Below are 14,669 nucleotides of genomic sequence, written 5' to 3'. Positions count from 1 at the left end.
AGTAGAGGTTGAGGAAAGCGCGATGAAAGTCCTGATGATTGCTGCGGCTGTCGCCGCGCTGGCCACGGGAGCCGTTGCGGCCGAGACGAAGGTCACGGCCTCGAACGGCGTGAAGGTCTCCGTCAACGCGGACCAGTTCGCGGCCCGGACGGCTTACACGTCGCCCAAGGCGATCTTCCAAGCCGAGGGCGAGAAGATACAGGACAGCGAGGCGTTTGCCGCCAAGGTGCGGAACGCCGACGACATGTCCGCCCTGACCATTCAAGGGCGCATCCGCTACGCCAATCGCTGGCGCTACTACAGGAACGCCGTGTTCAAAGGCGGCGATCCGGCACCCGTGGAGATCACCGGTCGCGACGTGGCGACCTGCATGACGTCCACGTGCATTTTCAACGAGCGCTTCGTCATCGACATCACGCCTGAGCAAATCGCCAAATACGCCGAGGGCGGCAACTTGTCCGTACAGTTCCGCAGCGAAACGGGTCAGGTCGCCGTCATGACGATCCCTGTCAGCTATCTAGAGGCTGTCCAAGAGGTCGCCCGATGAGTGACGAAGAATTTGAGCGCCGGGTTATGGACGTTGTGTACAAGGCGTTCCGGGACGGGAAGCTTGACCCGGCCTGTCTCAGCGAGAAAATGCGGGAGGAATTCGAGCTTATGACGGCGTTGGATTCCAGATGTCCGAAGAATTGAACGCACGGTTGCGGGCTATCCATTTTAGATTGTATCGTCTGTTATTCGATGACCCGGCGAAACTGACCCCAGAGGGACGAGAAATCTACGAATTGCTATCCGCGTTAGATGGTTGTCCAGAAAAACGGACTGTGGATACGTTAGGCCCGATATGAAAAAGCCCCGGACCTCCGGGGCTTTCTTCTTCGAGACGATCCCCGGAAGGTACTTGCCGCCGCGCATCGTCAGGACTTGGCGTCGGCCACGGGGGTTGCACGAGATATGGACCCACGTTCCTTCGAAAATCAGTTGGTCGAACTTGATCTTGCTCGCGGCGATGGCCTTTGCGATCTGGCGACAATCGCCGAAGGCCGGACAGACGAAATCGACCGCATAACCCTTCACGTGGTCGCTCGTCGCCGATCCGCCCACGGCCTTGTTCACGGCTGGGGAGCGGTAGCCGCTGTTGACCCTGATGGGATGGCCTAGCAGGGCTCGAACCTCTTCCATCATGGCCGCAGCCTTGCGGAGGTTCAGGAATTCGGCACCCGGCGGGTTGTTGGCGAGACCGGTCTTGGTGACCGTCAGTTCGGCGAGGGTGAAGTTTGGTGAGAGGTTCGGCACCGCCTATTTAGGAAGAGCCCCGAGGACCAATCCCGGCGGTGAGGTAGAGGGGCAAGATGTCGGCGAAGTGGGATCAGAACGCGATGTTCGCGGCCATGGTGGCTCGAACGGAGCGCAACCTTTCGGACGCCGACCGGCGCGAGGATTGGGCGTCGTGGCATCAAGGGCAGGCCGGGGCCTATCTCGCGCTTCAAGACATCCGGTACCTGCGCACGGCCGACACCTTTCGAGACAGGATTGAAGCCCTGCGCAACGGTAAGCCCAAGAACATCAACATGCGGGTCGCTAAGGACCCGGCCGCGTATGCGCAGGGCTGGGAAGTCGGGTTGGACGAAGCCGAACAGGATTTCTTGAGCTAGGCCCCAAGGGGCGGCCCGCCGTTCTCACGCGACGGGCCTATCACCGACCGTTCTCAAGCGCCCGGTGACGCCCGACGATCCCGCAGCCGGGCAGGGCGCGCAATACCCGAAAAATCGGGGGTATCGCTCAGCCCTTTTTCTTGTCTGGGTTCAGGTCGCGGTCGCCATAGGGGAAGCGAAGGAACGCCTCGTGTCGCTTCCATGCCTTGTGGAGAAGCTGAACCTGCGGGTCTTCGGGCGGGTCGCTCATCGGCAGGACCACGGCGTTTGGCGCATGGCTGATGTGGAAGGTCTGTTTGGTCCCGCAGACCTCGCACGGGGGATGACGGCCGTGCAGCGAGAACAGCGGGTTCTTGGCTTCGACGAGCTTGGCGAGGTTCACCGGCTCCCATGTGTTGCACCGGCCGCAGCGTCGAAACACGCGCGCCTGAGTGAGCACCTGTTGCGCCAACATGCTCCCTACGTCGAACGACCATCGCTTGATCATGCCAGCCATAGCATCACCAATGTTCGCTGATTGTTCTGGTTTCAAGCTGGACTTCTGGCGACCGTCCACAGATAGGGTACGGCCATGCTTCAAAGTGGTGGAAACGGACGGCGCCAACGTAGGCGCGTGGGTAGCTCGCTGACCCTGATGGGGTGGGGCGCTATCGCCCTGAGCGCTTTCCTGCTGGCGCTGATCACCGTGGCGACGGTGAAGGGCTACTATTGATGGCGAAGGACGAGTTCGCCGCGCTCATGAATGACCCGCTATTCAAGCGGCTGAGCAAGATCGCTCAGGAGGTCTATGAGGGCCGTGCGGACCCCGAGACGGCTAGGGCGTGGTTCGAGCTTCGTGCGGCCATTAGAGCGGCCGTGGAGGGCATGAACGACATGCTGGAGGGCATCAGGCCCAAAGATCGTTCGACCGTCCTGCGGCGCTGGATTGAGGAATTCGTTGACGAGCGGATGCCGCCTGAACCGGTCCTGCACTAGCGAGCACGATCCGAGAGGAAGGCCCCCAGAGCCGCAAAAGGGTTCGTAGACGCGGGCGCCTTGAGCGCACCGACCACGACCATTAGCGCCAGCAGGACGACGACGGCCAAGGCGATGATGAACGCACGGTCCACGGCGGCTTTGCCGATACCATCGACCTTCGGCGGCCATGCCGAGAACGTCAGGCGGTCAGAGATTTCCTCGACCGGCGGTTTGATCTTTTTCGGAAGGGTCATCGGGTTTCCTCACCAAAATTAGGTGCGAAACCACTTGGAGTATGAGGGGGCGTTCTGTCGTCCCGGTCAAGAGGCTCGTGTTGTGTCTACATGTAACGCGACGAAGTTATTGATATTGATAGAAAATTACCGGCGTGGGCTGTTGATGGGTTGTGGATAAGTGATTTCGGGCGGCTTGCGTCCGCTGCGTAAAATACCTCTTGCAGGTCTGCATGTGTCCCTTGATCCAGCGCGCCCGCTGCGGGAGCCATTGTCCCCCAGGTGGTCGGAGCCGTCTCCCAGGTGGGCCGGTCGATCACGCCGAGCCGGTAGCCGGCGGCGGCCAGGCGAAAGCCGATGTCGGCGTCCTCGGTCACGTTGTACGGGTCCCACCCGCCCTGGTCGCGCAGGATGGCGGTCCTGAAGTGGTTGCTGGTGCCGCCCAGCGGAAAGGGCAGGCCCCATCGGACCAGGGCCGGCAGCAGCACCTCGAAATGGGCGGCGTATTCCAACCGGAACTGCGAGGGCAGGAACAGCGAAAAGCCGGGGTCCTCGATCCTCAAGGGGGCCTGCAGGCAGGCCAGGTTCATGTCCGACGCGGCGAAGCGGGCGGCGGCTTCCCGAAGTTGGCCGGCGTCGGGCATGTCCTCGGCGTCGTAGATCACCACCAGCTCGCCGCGCGCCCGTTCGAGGGCGTGGTTGCAGGCGCGCGGCTTGGTCTGGGGCGTTCCGCGCGGGACGACCAGCACCTGGATGAACGCGGGGAGCGACAGGGACCGGACCGCGGCCAGGGTCAGGTCGTCGTCAGCCTCCAGCACGATCAGGGCCTGCAGGCGCTCGCGCGGATAGTCCAGCGCCTGAAGACTCTGGACCAGTTCGACGACCACCTCGGCCTCGCGATAGAGTGGGCAGATGATCGTGTAGGTCGGCAGGTCCGCGTCGGCCAGCGGCGGGGCGACGGTCGGCGGCAATGGCGTGCAGGCCGCGGCCAGACGGGTCAACGCGCCGAGCAGGAAGACGGCGAAGAATAGATGGTGCGCTACTATCAATGCGGCATGCGGGCTCAGCGCCACGCCGATCGCCGTCAGCAGGCCGGCCAGGCCAATGCAGGCCGCCTGGCCCCGGGACAGTGTCTGGTGCGCGCCGTCGCGCCCGATCGAGGCGTCTACTCGCTCGATCCACTCAACGGACACAGGTCCGCATGCCGGCGCGAGCACCGGTTCAAGCCGTCTGTCTTCGCGCGCCATGGATGCCCCTGGATACGCTGTTCGCCCCAACGGCGCAGATAAACGAATCTCAACCTTAAAGTGTCAAATGGTAAAAATGCTCGTTTTGGGATGTTGTTTCGCGCGCGCGAGGCCGGTTTCTCCTTCCACGCACGTTCTTGCGACGACTGGGTGATTCCCGTTTAGTGTCGGTCGGAGGAAACGCAGGGAAAGCCAAGTCCGTGACGGTCGTTCTGAAGAAGCCTCACAAGTCCGCCCGAAAGCCCAAGGGCGACGGGCACTTGCGTCGGGGCGAGATCCTGGCGGCGGCCGAGACGATCTTCATCGCCGAAGGGTATTCGGGCGCGACGATCCGCAAGATCGCTGACGCCGTGGGGGTGTCGTCCACCGCGCTCTATATGCACTTCCGCGACAAGGACCAGATTTTGTTGGAGATCAGCAATGACGCCATCGAGCGTTTGCTGGAACTCAACACGGAAATCGCGGCCCAACCGATCGATCCGGTCTCGCGCGTGCGGGTGATGATGGAGGCGTACATGAAGTTCGCCCTCGACAATCCCAATACGTACCAGCTGGTGTTCTGCAGCAGCGGTGATCTTGTCTCTCAGGACAAGATCACCGACGTGCTGGCGCTGGGCGACCGCTGCTTCGAGAAGTTCAGCGAGCCGGTGCATCAGATCGCCGCCCAGGGGCGCCTGCGCGCGGGCTCGGCGGTGCAGGCCGCCGAAGTGCTGTGGAGCGGCTGTCATGGCCTGGTGTCGCTGCTGATCACCAAGCCTTCGCGTAACTGGTCCGATGCTGATCAGCTGATGAAGATCATGCTGGACGGTCTGCTGTACGGCCTGGTCACGGACTGAGTTCATGAACGCCGCCAAGGCCCTGTGCGCGCTTCTGGCGGCGATGGCGCTTGTCCCAGAGGCGGCGACCGCGGGGCCGCGCGTGATGTCGTTGGACTCCTGCGCCGATCAGTATGTGCTGGCCTTGGCGCCGCGCGAGACCATCGTCGGCCTGTCGCATCGCGCCGTCTCGCCCGACAGCTACATGCGCGCTTCAGCCAAAGGCCTTCCGCTGAGGCGGGCGACTTTCGAGAGCCTGGTGGCCGCCAAGCCCGATGTCGTGGTGCGCCTGTGGGGAGGCGACGCGCGCCTCTCCAAGGCCTTGCTGGGCAAGGGCGTGACGACCGTGGCGCTCGACGACGCGTCCGACTTCGCCGGCGTGCGCGCCAATATCCGCAAGGTCGCGGCCGCCTTGGAGCGTCGGCCGCAGGGCGAGGCGCTGGTCGCGACGATGGACGCCAAGCTGGCCCGCGCGGCCGAGGCGGGACGGGGGCGCTCGGCGCTTTACCTGACTCCCGGCGGCTACACGGCGGGGTCCAGCACCCTGATCGACGCCATGCTGAAGGCCGCCGGCTATTCGAACGCCACGACTTCTCCCTACTTCGCGCCGGTGTCGCTGGAGCGAATGGTGATGACCCCGCCGGCCGCTGTGGTGCTCGGGTTATTCGACATGGCTCGCGCCGGCTCCGATCGCTGGGGGACCGGGACGTCATGCGGCGCTGCAGGGCGCGATCAGGACCCGGACGGTGGCGTCGCTGCCGGCGGCGGTGGTCGGCTGCGGCGCCTGGTTCGCGGCCGACGGCTCGCTCGCCCTGGCCGAGGCGGCGCGATGAGCCTGGCGCGGCTGTGTCTCCTGATGCTCGTCTGCCTGGCGCTGGCGGCGGTCCTGGCCGTGTCTTTGGGCGAGACGCCGTTCACTCTGGCGCAATACGCCCAGGCGCTGAGCCATCCGGCCTCGCCGCCGGGCGAGGTGCTGTGGACCATCCGCGCGCCGCGCGTGGCCGTCGCCGCCCTGATCGGCGCGGCTCTGGGTCTGTCGGGCGCGACCATGCAAGGACTGCTGCGCAATCCGCTGGCCGATCCGGGCGTGCTGGGCGTGTCGGCGGTGTCGGGCCTGGGCGCGGCCGTCGCCATCTCCGCGGGCCTGGCCGTGCTGCCGGGCGCGATCGAGCTCTCGGCCCTGGCCGGGGCCCTGGTCGCCGGCGCCATGGTCGTGGCGCTGGCCGCGCGGTTTCGCGAGCCCGAGGCGCTGATCCTGTTCGGCGTGGCTTTATCGGCGTTCGGCGGGGCCCTGACGGCGCTGGTGTTCAACCTCTCGCCCTCGCCGGTGGCGACGGCCGAGATCCTGGCCTGGCTGATGGGCTCGGTCGAGAACCGGGATTGGCATGACGCCTTGCGGGCGCTGGTTCCGATGGTGATTGGCGCCGCGCTCTGCATCCGGGCCGGGAAGGGACTGCGGATGCTGACCCTGGGCGAGGAGGCCGCGCGGATGTCGGGCCTGCCGATGGCGCGCTTGCGAATCCATGCCGTGGCCGGCTCGGCCCTGCTGACCGGCGCGGGCGTGGCGGCGGCGGGGGTCATCGGCTTCGTCGGCCTGGCCGCCCCGCACCTGGTGCGGGCCCTGGTCAGGGACGACCCCAAGCGCATCCTGTGGCCCTCGGCCCTGGCCGGGGCGCTGCTGCTGGTGCTGGCCGATCTGGCCGCCCGTCTGATCCCGACCGAGCAGGAATTGAAGCTGGGCGTCGTCACCGCCCTGTTCGGCGCGCCGGCTTTCGCCCTGCTGGCCTGGCGGGCCTCGCGGAGCTGGCGGTCGTGAGCGCGCTCTGGACCCTGAGCGCGGTCACCGCCCGGCAAGGCCGCAAGACGGTGCTGGAGGCCGCGTCCCTGACCGTCACGGCTGGCGAGGTGGTCGGCGTTGTCGGCCCCAACGGCGCGGGCAAGACCAGCCTGCTACGGGCGGGCCTGGGGCTGCTGCCGCTGAGCGTCGGCGAGGCGCGGCTTTCGGGGCGCATCCTGGCCGAACTGAAGCCCGACGCGCGCGCCAAGCTGGTCGGTTACCTACCGCAGGACCGCCGCGTGGCCTGGAACCTGCCTGCGCGGATGGTCGCGGCCCTGGGCGCGACCGACCTCGCCGACGAGGCCGCCGACGCCTTGGCGATCGATTGCCTGGCCCGCGTCGGTGCGGCCGACCTGGCCGATCGCGGCGTGCTGGACATGTCCGGCGGCGAACGGGCCAGGGTGCTGCTGGCGCGCCTTCTGGCCACCCGCGCGCCGCTGCTCATCGCCGACGAGCCGGTGGCGGGCCTGGATCCCGACGCCCAACTGCTGACGCTCGATCTGCTGCGCGCCGAAGCGTCGAAAGGCGCTGGGGTGGTGGTGACGCTGCACGACCTGGGGCTGGCCGCGCGGTCGTGCGATCGCATCGTCGTCGTCGATCATGGCCGGCTCGTCGCCGACGGGCCGCCGCGCGAGGCGCTGTCGCGGGCCATTCTTAGCCGGGTGTTCCGGCTGGACGGCGAACTGATCGAGACCCAGGCCGGGCCGGTTCTGGCGGCCCGGCGCGCCTAAGGCTGGGTGACCGCGGTATCCGCCGAAGCCACCGACGGCGAATAGACATAGCCGCCGCGCTTCAGGTCAGACGACAGGGTCAGCGGGCTGACACCGCCATTCAGGCGGGCGCGGTAGACCATGGTCGTCTCCAGGGTCCGCATCACGTAGTTGCGGGTCTCGGAGAACGGGATGCACTCGATGAAGTCGAGCGGGTCGGTGCTGGCGCCGCGCGGGTCGCCGCACAGGCCCGCCCACTGGGCCGGACGGCCGGGACCGGCGTTATAGGCCGCCGCGGCCATGATGTACGAGCCGCTGAAACTGCGGACCATGTCGCCCAGATACACCGACCCCAGGCGCATGTTGTACGGCGCGTCCGACAGGCGATCGAGGCTGTGGGCCTCGCCCAGCTTGCGCGCGACGATCGAGGCGGTGGCCGGCATCAGCTGCATCATGCCGCGCGCGCCGACGCCCGAACGGGCCGACGGGTCGAAATTGCTTTCCTGGCGCGAGATTGAATAGACAAAAGCCGTTTCGGCCGCGCCCGGACCCGGCGTGAAATGGTGGTCCAGCAGCGGATAGCCGCGCTCGGTCAGGATGAAGCCGCGCTGGGCGGCCGTGCGCACGGCGCGCATGGCCAGGTCCTGGTCGCCATAGCCGCGGGCGAAGTCGACCAGCAGGGCGCTTTCCTCGGCGTTGGGCAGGGTGTCGTCGATGTAGAGCACGAGGCTGCGGAACTGATCGCGTGCGCCGATGTCGGCCAGGATCCGGGCGGCGCGGATCTGCTCGCGGCCGTAGAAGCGGGCGCGGTCGGCCTGGGTGATGACCGGGTCGCGGTCAAGGCGCAGCTCCTTCAGCCCCGCCTTCTCGGCGGCCAGTTGCCCGTAGAAGGTCGTGATGTAGCGCGCGCCCTCGGCGTAGAAGGCCTGTGCGGCGATCGGGTCGCCCTGCGCCTCGGCGGCGCGGCCCTGCCAGTAGAGGGCGCGGCCGCGCGTGATCGGCGAGGCGCCGACGGCGGCGATCTGGGCGAAGTGGGCGGCGGCCGCGTCCGGGTTCTTCAGGCGGGTCAGGGCGATCCAGCCGGCGTAGAACTCGCTCTCGGCGATGTCGGCCGGGGCCAGGGCCTGGGTGTTGTCGGCGGCGGCGTAGGCGGCGGCGCTGTTGCCCGACTTCAGCGCCGAGACGATCAGCTGCTTGCGTTCCTTCCAGATGGCGGTCGAGGCCTCCTCGGTCGGCGGGACCGGGAAGTTGACCACCATCGGCAGGGCCAGGGTGTCCATGCCGGCGCGGCGCAGATAGGCCGCACGCTCGAACACCACGCCAGGCGAGGTCTGCTGGTCGGGCGTCAGGTTGTTGTAGAGCGTGTTGGCGTTCGCCGCGTTCGAGCGATAGGCCATCCGCACCCGGGCCATGGCCGCCTGCGTATCGGACAGCATGGCGACCAGCTCGCGCGTGGCCGGACCCTGTTGGCCGTATAGCATGATATCGGCGCGGCGATTGTAGTCGTCAGGCGTCAGCATGGCGCCGAAGCGGGCGATCATGCCGCGCTGGGCGTCGGCCTCGAACACCTTGTCGCGGAAGGTTCGTCGGATCAGGTTGGCGGCGTCCTGGTTCTTGCCGGTCGCTTGATAAGCCGAGGCCAGCGCCATGGCGCCCTCGGCCGTCGCCGGCTGGGCGCCGCCGAACCAGGCGATGACGCGGGCCGGATCCAGACCCGAGGTCGACAGGGCCTTCTCGGCGGCGGCGTCGCGCCGCGCGCCCCGCGGCCAGCCGGCCAGGTCGCGACGGGCGGCGTCCAGCTCGAAGAAGCTCATCGCCTCGGCGTTGCTGTCGACCAACTGCCACTGAGCGATTTTTTTGGCGATCGGGTCCTGCAGGCTGTCCATGGCCATGCGCGCGCCGGAGATGTCGCCGCGCTTGGCGGCGGCCAGGGCGCTCTGCAGGTTGGCGCTATCGGTGTCGGACAGCGCGCCGGGGACGGCGGTCGGCGGGGTGGTGATCAGGCCGGGCTGGCTCGCATACGAGGTCGCATAGCCGGACGTCGTCTGGGCGTCCGCGGCCCCGACCACGGCCACGATGCAAGCTCCCCCGAGCAGAATCCGACGCACCACTGAAGCCAAGACGCTCTCCATCAACCGGCCCCGAAGAGCCTTGTACTCGAATACTCTGCCTGCCCCTATGCGACGATTCAGGCCTCAATAGGGTTTAAAGTCCGGTTCCAAGGGCTTGACCGCGCAGGCTTCGCCCCTCAAATCCGCACCTGCTCCCAACGAACCGCATGGCGCGCCATTGCGGGACGATGGGGCAGGGACATATTGTCCGCCCCCATCGTCCTGCCGCAACACACGCGGCGCCATCCTCACGGCAATTTGCAAGTCATGGTCCAGTCTCACTTCAAGGGCGTCATTCCGGCCCTCGTCACGCCGTTCCGCGACGGTGAGGTGGACGAAAAAGCGTTCGTGTCGCTGGTCGAACGCCAGATCGCCGGCGGCGTGCACGGCTTGGTGCCGGTCGGCACCACGGGCGAGACCTCGACCCTGTCGCATGACGAGCACAAGCGCGTCGTCGAACTGTGCGTGAAGACCGCCGCCGGCCGCGTGCCGGTGATCGCGGGCGCGGGCAGCAACTCGACCGACGAGGCCATCGAGCTGGCCGCTCACGCCAAGACCGTCGGCGCCGACGCGGCCCTGGTGGTCACGCCCTACTACAATCGCCCGAGCCAGGAGGGGATGTATCAGCACTACAAGGCGATCAACGACGCCGTGGAACTGCCGATCTTCGTCTACAACGTGCCGGGCCGCACTGGCGTCGACATCTCCAACGAGACCCTGGCCCGCCTCGCCAAGCTGCCCAATATCGTCGGCGTCAAGGACGCCACTGGCGACCTGAGCCGCATCAGCATGCAGCGTCTGCTGTGCGGCCCCGACTGGGTGCTGCTGACCGGCGACGACCCCTCGGCCCTCGGCTACATGGCCCATGGCGGCCACGGCGTGATCTCGGTCACCTCGAACGTCGCGCCCGAAGCCTGCGCCGCCTTCATGAACGCCTGCATGCAGGGTCAGTGGGAGACGGGTCTCTACTGGCAGGACCGCCTGGTGCGTCTGCACAAGGCTCTGTTCCTGGATTCCTCGCCGGCCCCGACCAAGTTCGCCCTGGCCCAGCTGGGGCTCTGCGCCGAGGACGTTCGCCTGCCGATCGTCGCCTGCGCCGAAGCCGTTCGTCCGACGATCCTGGAGGCCATGCGCGAGGCCGGTCTGCGGTAATGACCAAGCCGATCGCGGAAAACCGGCGCGCCCGGTACGACTACTTCATCGAAGAGACCTTCGAGGCCGGCATCATGCTGACCGGCACCGAGGTCAAGTCGCTGCGCGTCGGCCGGGCCAATATCGCCGAGTCCTACGCCTCGGTGGAAGGGCGTGAGATCAAGCTGATCAACGCCGATATTCCGCCTTACGGCCACGCCAATCGCTTCAACCACGAGCCGCGCCGGCACCGGAAGCTGCTGCTGCATCGCAAGCAGATCGACAAGTTGATCGGCGCCGTGCAGCGCGACGGCCGGACGATGATTCCGCTGAAGCTCTACTGGAACGACAAGGGCCTGGCCAAGCTGGAGATCGGCCTGGCCAAGGGCAAGAAGAACCACGACAAGCGCGAGACCGAGGCGGCCCGCGACTGGGCGCGCGACAAGGCGCGCCTGATGAAGGGCGACCGGGGCGACTGATCGCTTCCAACTGTTTGATCATAGGGGCTGTTTGTCGCCCTCAGATGGTTTCATCCAAAGGGGGCAGGTCTAGGGCAGGCCCATCGCGGCGAAGCCGATGGCGAGGCCCAGCGCGAAGGCGCTCGCGCTGATAATCAGGAAGATCCTGACCTCTGTTCGCAGGTGGTTGCGTGTCGTCTGGACCATTGAATGGCTCCGCGAGCCGCGCCGCCGAAGGCGCGACAAATCAGTCCCCGATCAAGGTGATAGCCCCTGACAGGGTTTGAACATTGTCCAGGATCACAAAACTCGCCCGAACGAGCCTCAGCGCGCTTTGAGCTAGCCGTCCACGCACAATCGCTGTCCGTGTTCCTCGCCAGAGATCGACAGGCCGGGCGCTATCCGGCCACGATCCGGCAAGTTGCGTCGCGCGCTCAGGCTACCGCCGGCAATTCGTAGACCCGTGATCGCACGCCGCGTTCGAACAGGGCCCCGCATATGGCGAGGGCCTGCTTGTAGGCGGTTTCGACGTTGTCAAAGTGGCCGGCTAGGCGACCGTCTTCGGTAACGACCCAACCTTCGGAGACATGGGCGATTTCTATACGCGGGCACTGCGCGACGTCGGGCATGACGACGAGCTCCTCGGACTAGAATCGCGCCCCCAGAACACGAGCGCGCGAACATCCTTACCGCGAACCCGGTTCCTTGCATTGTCAAGGATTGTAAACCGTATGCGGACATTCGTGCAAGTGAGATAATCGCCTTGGTTGTGTCGTCGCGTTCGCCGACTTCAGCCGTTCTCCAACGCCAGCAGGGCGAAGGTCGCCAGCCAGTGCTCGCCCATATAGTCGCCGGCGATATGGGGGATGGCCGCCGCCAGGTGGTTGAGGGCCGCGTTGATGGCCAGGGGCTTGGCGGGATCCTCTTCAGGCATGGCCGCGGCGAGCAGCCGCCAGCACCAGGCGCGCGACAGGTTCAGGCCGTCCAGATGGGCGATCTTGCCGTCGCTGCGGTCACTGACCCGGGCCGGCGAGAACAGCGTGACCGGTTGCTTGTTGGCCAGGTTGGGCAGGAAGCGTGGGAACCATGTGTCGAAACTCTCGCGCGGCAGCAGGCGGCGCATGGCCTCCGCCTCGATCAGGGCGGGCGAAAGGAAGTCGTCGCCGGACGGCTCCCAGCCCTGGCAGGCGGCGTCCTGGCCGTACCAGAGCAGGGCGCGGTTCTGCAGCAGGTCGAAGAAGCCCTGGTCATCGGTCATCACCGCGTATTCGGTCGCAAGAACGAGCGCGAAGGCGGTGTTGAAATGGGTGCCGGCGCGAACCGGATAGTCGGCGATCGGCAGGAAGCTCTCGAACCGCTGGCGGAACGCGGCGGCCAATGGCGCATGCGCGGCCGCCCATGGGCGATCCTTGTGGCGCAGCAGTTCGGCCTGCAGCATCAGGCTCCAGGCCCAGCCATAGGGGCGTTCGAAGCCCCGGCTTTCGGGGCGGGCCAGATAGGCGGTCTCGACGCCGACCTTCTCGGTCGTGAAGGCGTCGTCGAACAGGGTGATGATCGTTTCGGCCTCGGGCATCTCCGGGCGCAGGCGCAGCAGGGTCGCCAGCAGCCAGTAGCCGTGCACGCAGGAGTGCCAGTCGAAGCTGCCGTAGAAGATCGGATGCAGGTCTCGCGGCGAGCGGACGTCGCCCGCGTCGGCCATCACGTGGTCCAGCTTGTTCGGGTACTCGCGGGTGAGGTGGCCCAGGGCGATCTTGGCGAAGCGCGAGGCGGTGGAGCGGGCGAGGCTCATTTGTGAAAGGCCAGGGCGTTCATCAGGACCACATTGACGACCAGCATCAGGACCGCGGTCGGCGCCTGGGCGCGGATCACGGCGTAGCGGTCCTTCAACTGCAGCAGCGCGGCCGGCACAAGGTTGAAATTGGCGGCCAGCGGGGTGAGCAGCGTGCCGCAGAAGCCCGACAGCATGCCGATGGCGCAGACCACGGCCGGATCGCCGCCAAAACGGCCGATGACCAGGGGCAGGGCGATGCCGCCGGTCATGACGGGGAAGGCGGCGAAGGCGTTGCCCATCATCACCGTGAACACGGCCATGCCCAGACAGTAGGCGGCGACGGCGGCGAAGCGGCTGTCGACCGGGGTGATCATCACCGCCAGCTCGCCGATGGTCTTGCCGACGCCGGCGAGCGCGAAGACCGCGCCCAGGGCCGCCAGCATCTGAGGCAGCAGAGCGGCCCAGCCGACCAGATCCATCAGCCGGCGACCCTCCTGCAGGGGCGCGGCGGCCGGCTGGCGGAACATCACCTGGGCCAAGATCGCCGCGACCAGGGCGGCCAGGGCCAGCGAGACCAGCGTCGCCTGCTTGGGATCGACCAGCGGCGCGCCCTGCACCGTCAGGCGCTTGAACACCAGGGTCCCGACCAGCACCAGCACGGGGATGACCAGGGCGGGGATGAACAGACGCGCGCCGTAGGTCGCCGCCAGGGTCTCGCGCTCGGCGGGCGAGGTGGTCCTCGGCGCGCCGACGCCCAACTGGCCGGTCCCGGCGATCAGGGCCAGGGCCAGCGCCAGGACGCCGTTGCCCAGATCGCCAAAATAATCGCCGAACAGGAAGCTCAGCGCGAAGAGACCCCAGAAGGCGGCGTTGCCGAAGCGCTTGCGGTTCTCGCGGTCGAGGGCGCTGAACACGGCGAAGGCGCCGAACATCAGGCCGGCCAGCAGATAGACGAGCGGCAGGCCGATCATTGCTCGGCCTCCGACCCGGAACGCGCCTTGGACAGCGCGCGGTCGAACAGCAGCAGCCGCGCGCCATGGATGAAGAAGGCGGCGATCGCCGTCGGGATGGCCCACATCGACAGATGCAGCGGCTCGACCGTGATCCCGCTCTGGTCCAGGAAGCCGACGATCAGCAGGATCGAGCCGATGGCCAGGAAGATGTCCTCGCCGAAGAACAGGCCGACATTGTCCGTGGCCGCGCTCATCGCCTTGACCTTCTCGCGGCGGTCATCGGACAGCGGCTCGGACGCCGCCTCCGCCATCGGGGCGAGCAGCGGGCGGACGGTCTGGGCCTGGCCGGCGATCGACACCAGGCCCAGGGCCGCGCTCAGCTGGCGCAGGATCAGGTAGACCAGCAGGATCCGCCCGGCGCTGGCGGCGCGGATCGAACGGATGGTGACGCGGGCCTTCTCCTGCAGGCCGGCCCGTTCCAGCAGGCCGATAGCCGGCAGCACCAGCCAGGCGACCGTGACATAGCGGTTGGTGTTGAAGGCCTTGCCGAAGGCGGCCAGCACCTCCAACGGCGCGAGACCGGCCGCCAGCCCCGAGGTCAGGGCGGCGACGACGACGACCATCAGCGGATTGAAGCGCAGGGCGAAGCCCAGCACGATCACCGCCACGCCCAGCAGCGTCAGCATCCGTCTCGATTCCCCCGTGTTCGCGGCGACGGTCCGGCGCCGGCGCGCGGTTGGCAAGCGAAGAGGGCTTGATCGCGGCTCTTGACGGCTATCCGTCCCGGCGCG

General features: G+C 67.1%; 17 protein-coding genes and 2 pseudogenes. 9 read left to right on the top strand and 10 right to left on the bottom strand.

All coding sequences use genetic code 11. The annotated features are described in order from the left end of the window. Positions 1 to 22 precede the first annotated feature (22 nt). Entirely contained in the window at positions 23 to 547 is a 525-nt protein-coding gene (locus tag ACHMW8_RS24340) for a hypothetical protein (protein ID WP_395444027.1), read from the top strand. 170 nt (positions 548 to 717) lie between these two features. Here ACHMW8_RS24340 and ACHMW8_RS24335 read toward each other — a convergent pair whose 3' ends face one another. Further along, positions 718 to 1,296 carry a D-Ala-D-Ala carboxypeptidase family metallohydrolase gene (locus ACHMW8_RS24335; protein WP_395444026.1) on the bottom strand — a complete coding sequence of 193 codons (579 nt, stop codon included), beginning with the start codon at positions 1,294 to 1,296 and terminating at the stop codon, positions 718 to 720. 56 nt (positions 1,297 to 1,352) lie between these two features. On the opposite strand from ACHMW8_RS24335, the gene ACHMW8_RS24330 reads away from it, so the two are divergent. Then, entirely contained in the window at positions 1,353 to 1,655 is a 303-nt protein-coding gene (locus ACHMW8_RS24330) for a hypothetical protein (RefSeq protein ID WP_395444025.1), read from the top strand. A gap of 127 nt (positions 1,656 to 1,782) precedes the next feature. Here the strand turns inward: ACHMW8_RS24330 and ACHMW8_RS24325 are convergent, their stop codons facing one another. Next, positions 1,783 to 2,187, bottom strand: a complete 405-nt coding sequence (locus ACHMW8_RS24325) for a hypothetical protein (RefSeq protein WP_395444024.1) — start codon at positions 2,185 to 2,187, stop codon at positions 1,783 to 1,785. 179 nt (positions 2,188 to 2,366) lie between these two features. Here ACHMW8_RS24325 and ACHMW8_RS24320 point away from each other — a divergent pair, with 179 nt between their 5' ends. Next, entirely contained in the window at positions 2,367 to 2,630 is a 264-nt protein-coding gene (locus ACHMW8_RS24320; protein WP_395444023.1) for a hypothetical protein, read from the top strand. Here ACHMW8_RS24320 and ACHMW8_RS24315 read toward each other — a convergent pair. Both ACHMW8_RS24315 and ACHMW8_RS24310 read right to left on the bottom strand, forming a co-directional pair. After that, the gene (locus ACHMW8_RS24315) at positions 2,627 to 2,866 is read right to left on the bottom strand and encodes a hypothetical protein (RefSeq protein WP_395444022.1); all 240 of its coding nucleotides are present in this window, start codon (positions 2,864 to 2,866) and stop codon (positions 2,627 to 2,629) included. The two genes, ACHMW8_RS24320 and ACHMW8_RS24315, sit on opposite strands and share 4 nt — an antisense overlap. 205 nt (positions 2,867 to 3,071) lie before the next feature. Continuing rightward, a pseudogene (locus tag ACHMW8_RS24310) lies at positions 3,072 to 4,092 on the bottom strand (glycosyltransferase); the annotation flags it as partial. 200 nt (positions 4,093 to 4,292) lie between these two features. Between ACHMW8_RS24310 and ACHMW8_RS24305 the strand changes: the two are divergent. From ACHMW8_RS24305 to ACHMW8_RS24290, 4 genes and pseudogenes are all read left to right on the top strand, one after another. Then, positions 4,293 to 4,928 (top strand): TetR/AcrR family transcriptional regulator, encoded by a 636-nt coding sequence (locus tag ACHMW8_RS24305; protein ID WP_125157413.1) that lies wholly within the window; start codon positions 4,293 to 4,295, stop codon positions 4,926 to 4,928. 4 nt (positions 4,929 to 4,932) lie between these two features. After that, positions 4,933 to 5,740 (top strand): annotated as a pseudogene (locus ACHMW8_RS24300) (ABC transporter substrate-binding protein). Beyond that, positions 5,683 to 6,723: a FecCD family ABC transporter permease gene (locus ACHMW8_RS24295; protein WP_395446047.1), complete on the top strand. Its 1,041-nt coding sequence runs from the start codon at positions 5,683 to 5,685 to the stop codon at positions 6,721 to 6,723. Before ACHMW8_RS24300 ends, ACHMW8_RS24295 begins: the two are co-directional and overlap by 58 nt. Then, on the top strand, positions 6,720 to 7,475 hold the full coding sequence (locus ACHMW8_RS24290) for an ABC transporter ATP-binding protein (protein ID WP_395444021.1): 756 nt from the start codon (positions 6,720 to 6,722) through the stop codon (positions 7,473 to 7,475). Before ACHMW8_RS24295 ends, ACHMW8_RS24290 begins: the two co-directional genes overlap by 4 nt. On the opposite strand, the gene ACHMW8_RS24285 is transcribed toward ACHMW8_RS24290, so the two are convergent. Further along, positions 7,472 to 9,574, bottom strand: coding sequence for a transglycosylase SLT domain-containing protein (locus ACHMW8_RS24285; RefSeq protein WP_395444020.1), 2,103 nt, complete (start codon positions 9,572 to 9,574; stop codon positions 7,472 to 7,474). The genes ACHMW8_RS24290 and ACHMW8_RS24285 overlap by 4 nt on opposite strands. Before the next feature lie 258 nt (positions 9,575 to 9,832). Between ACHMW8_RS24285 and dapA the strand changes: the two genes are divergently transcribed. Together dapA and smpB are read left to right on the top strand one after the other, a co-directional pair. Then, entirely contained in the window at positions 9,833 to 10,717 is an 885-nt protein-coding gene (dapA, locus tag ACHMW8_RS24280; RefSeq protein WP_125157416.1) for a 4-hydroxy-tetrahydrodipicolinate synthase, read from the top strand. Then, positions 10,717 to 11,175 (top strand): SsrA-binding protein SmpB, encoded by a 459-nt coding sequence (gene smpB / locus ACHMW8_RS24275; RefSeq protein WP_125157417.1) that lies wholly within the window; start codon positions 10,717 to 10,719, stop codon positions 11,173 to 11,175. Before dapA ends, smpB begins: the two co-directional genes overlap by 1 nt. 69 nt (positions 11,176 to 11,244) lie before the next feature. Here the strand turns inward: smpB and ACHMW8_RS24270 are convergent, their stop codons facing one another. From ACHMW8_RS24270 to ACHMW8_RS24250, 5 genes are all read right to left on the bottom strand, one after another. Continuing rightward, complete coding sequence (locus ACHMW8_RS24270) at positions 11,245 to 11,361, bottom strand: hypothetical protein (RefSeq protein WP_125157418.1); 117 nt, start codon at positions 11,359 to 11,361, stop codon at positions 11,245 to 11,247. A 227-nt stretch (positions 11,362 to 11,588) separates the two neighbouring features. Next, positions 11,589 to 11,783 (bottom strand): hypothetical protein, encoded by a 195-nt coding sequence (locus ACHMW8_RS24265; protein WP_125157419.1) that lies wholly within the window; start codon positions 11,781 to 11,783, stop codon positions 11,589 to 11,591. Positions 11,784 to 11,944: 161 nt separating this feature from the next. Further along, a complete protein-coding gene (locus ACHMW8_RS24260) occupies positions 11,945 to 12,943 on the bottom strand; it encodes a DUF2891 domain-containing protein (RefSeq protein WP_395444019.1) in 999 nt (332 codons plus the stop codon). Continuing rightward, complete coding sequence (locus tag ACHMW8_RS24255) at positions 12,940 to 13,896, bottom strand: DUF979 domain-containing protein (RefSeq protein ID WP_395444018.1); 957 nt, start codon at positions 13,894 to 13,896, stop codon at positions 12,940 to 12,942. The genes ACHMW8_RS24260 and ACHMW8_RS24255 overlap by 4 nt, the downstream gene beginning before the upstream one ends. Further along, positions 13,893 to 14,564 carry a DUF969 domain-containing protein gene (locus ACHMW8_RS24250; RefSeq protein ID WP_395444017.1) on the bottom strand — a complete coding sequence of 224 codons (672 nt, stop codon included), beginning with the start codon at positions 14,562 to 14,564 and terminating at the stop codon, positions 13,893 to 13,895. The genes ACHMW8_RS24255 and ACHMW8_RS24250 overlap by 4 nt, the downstream gene beginning before the upstream one ends. Between the last annotated feature and the right edge of the window lie 105 nt (positions 14,565 to 14,669).

It is taken from the genome of Caulobacter sp. UC70_42, assembly GCF_044056025.1.
GTDB lineage: Bacteria > Pseudomonadota > Alphaproteobacteria > Caulobacterales > Caulobacteraceae > Caulobacter.
This window is presented reverse-complemented; position numbering and strand designations above follow the sequence as displayed.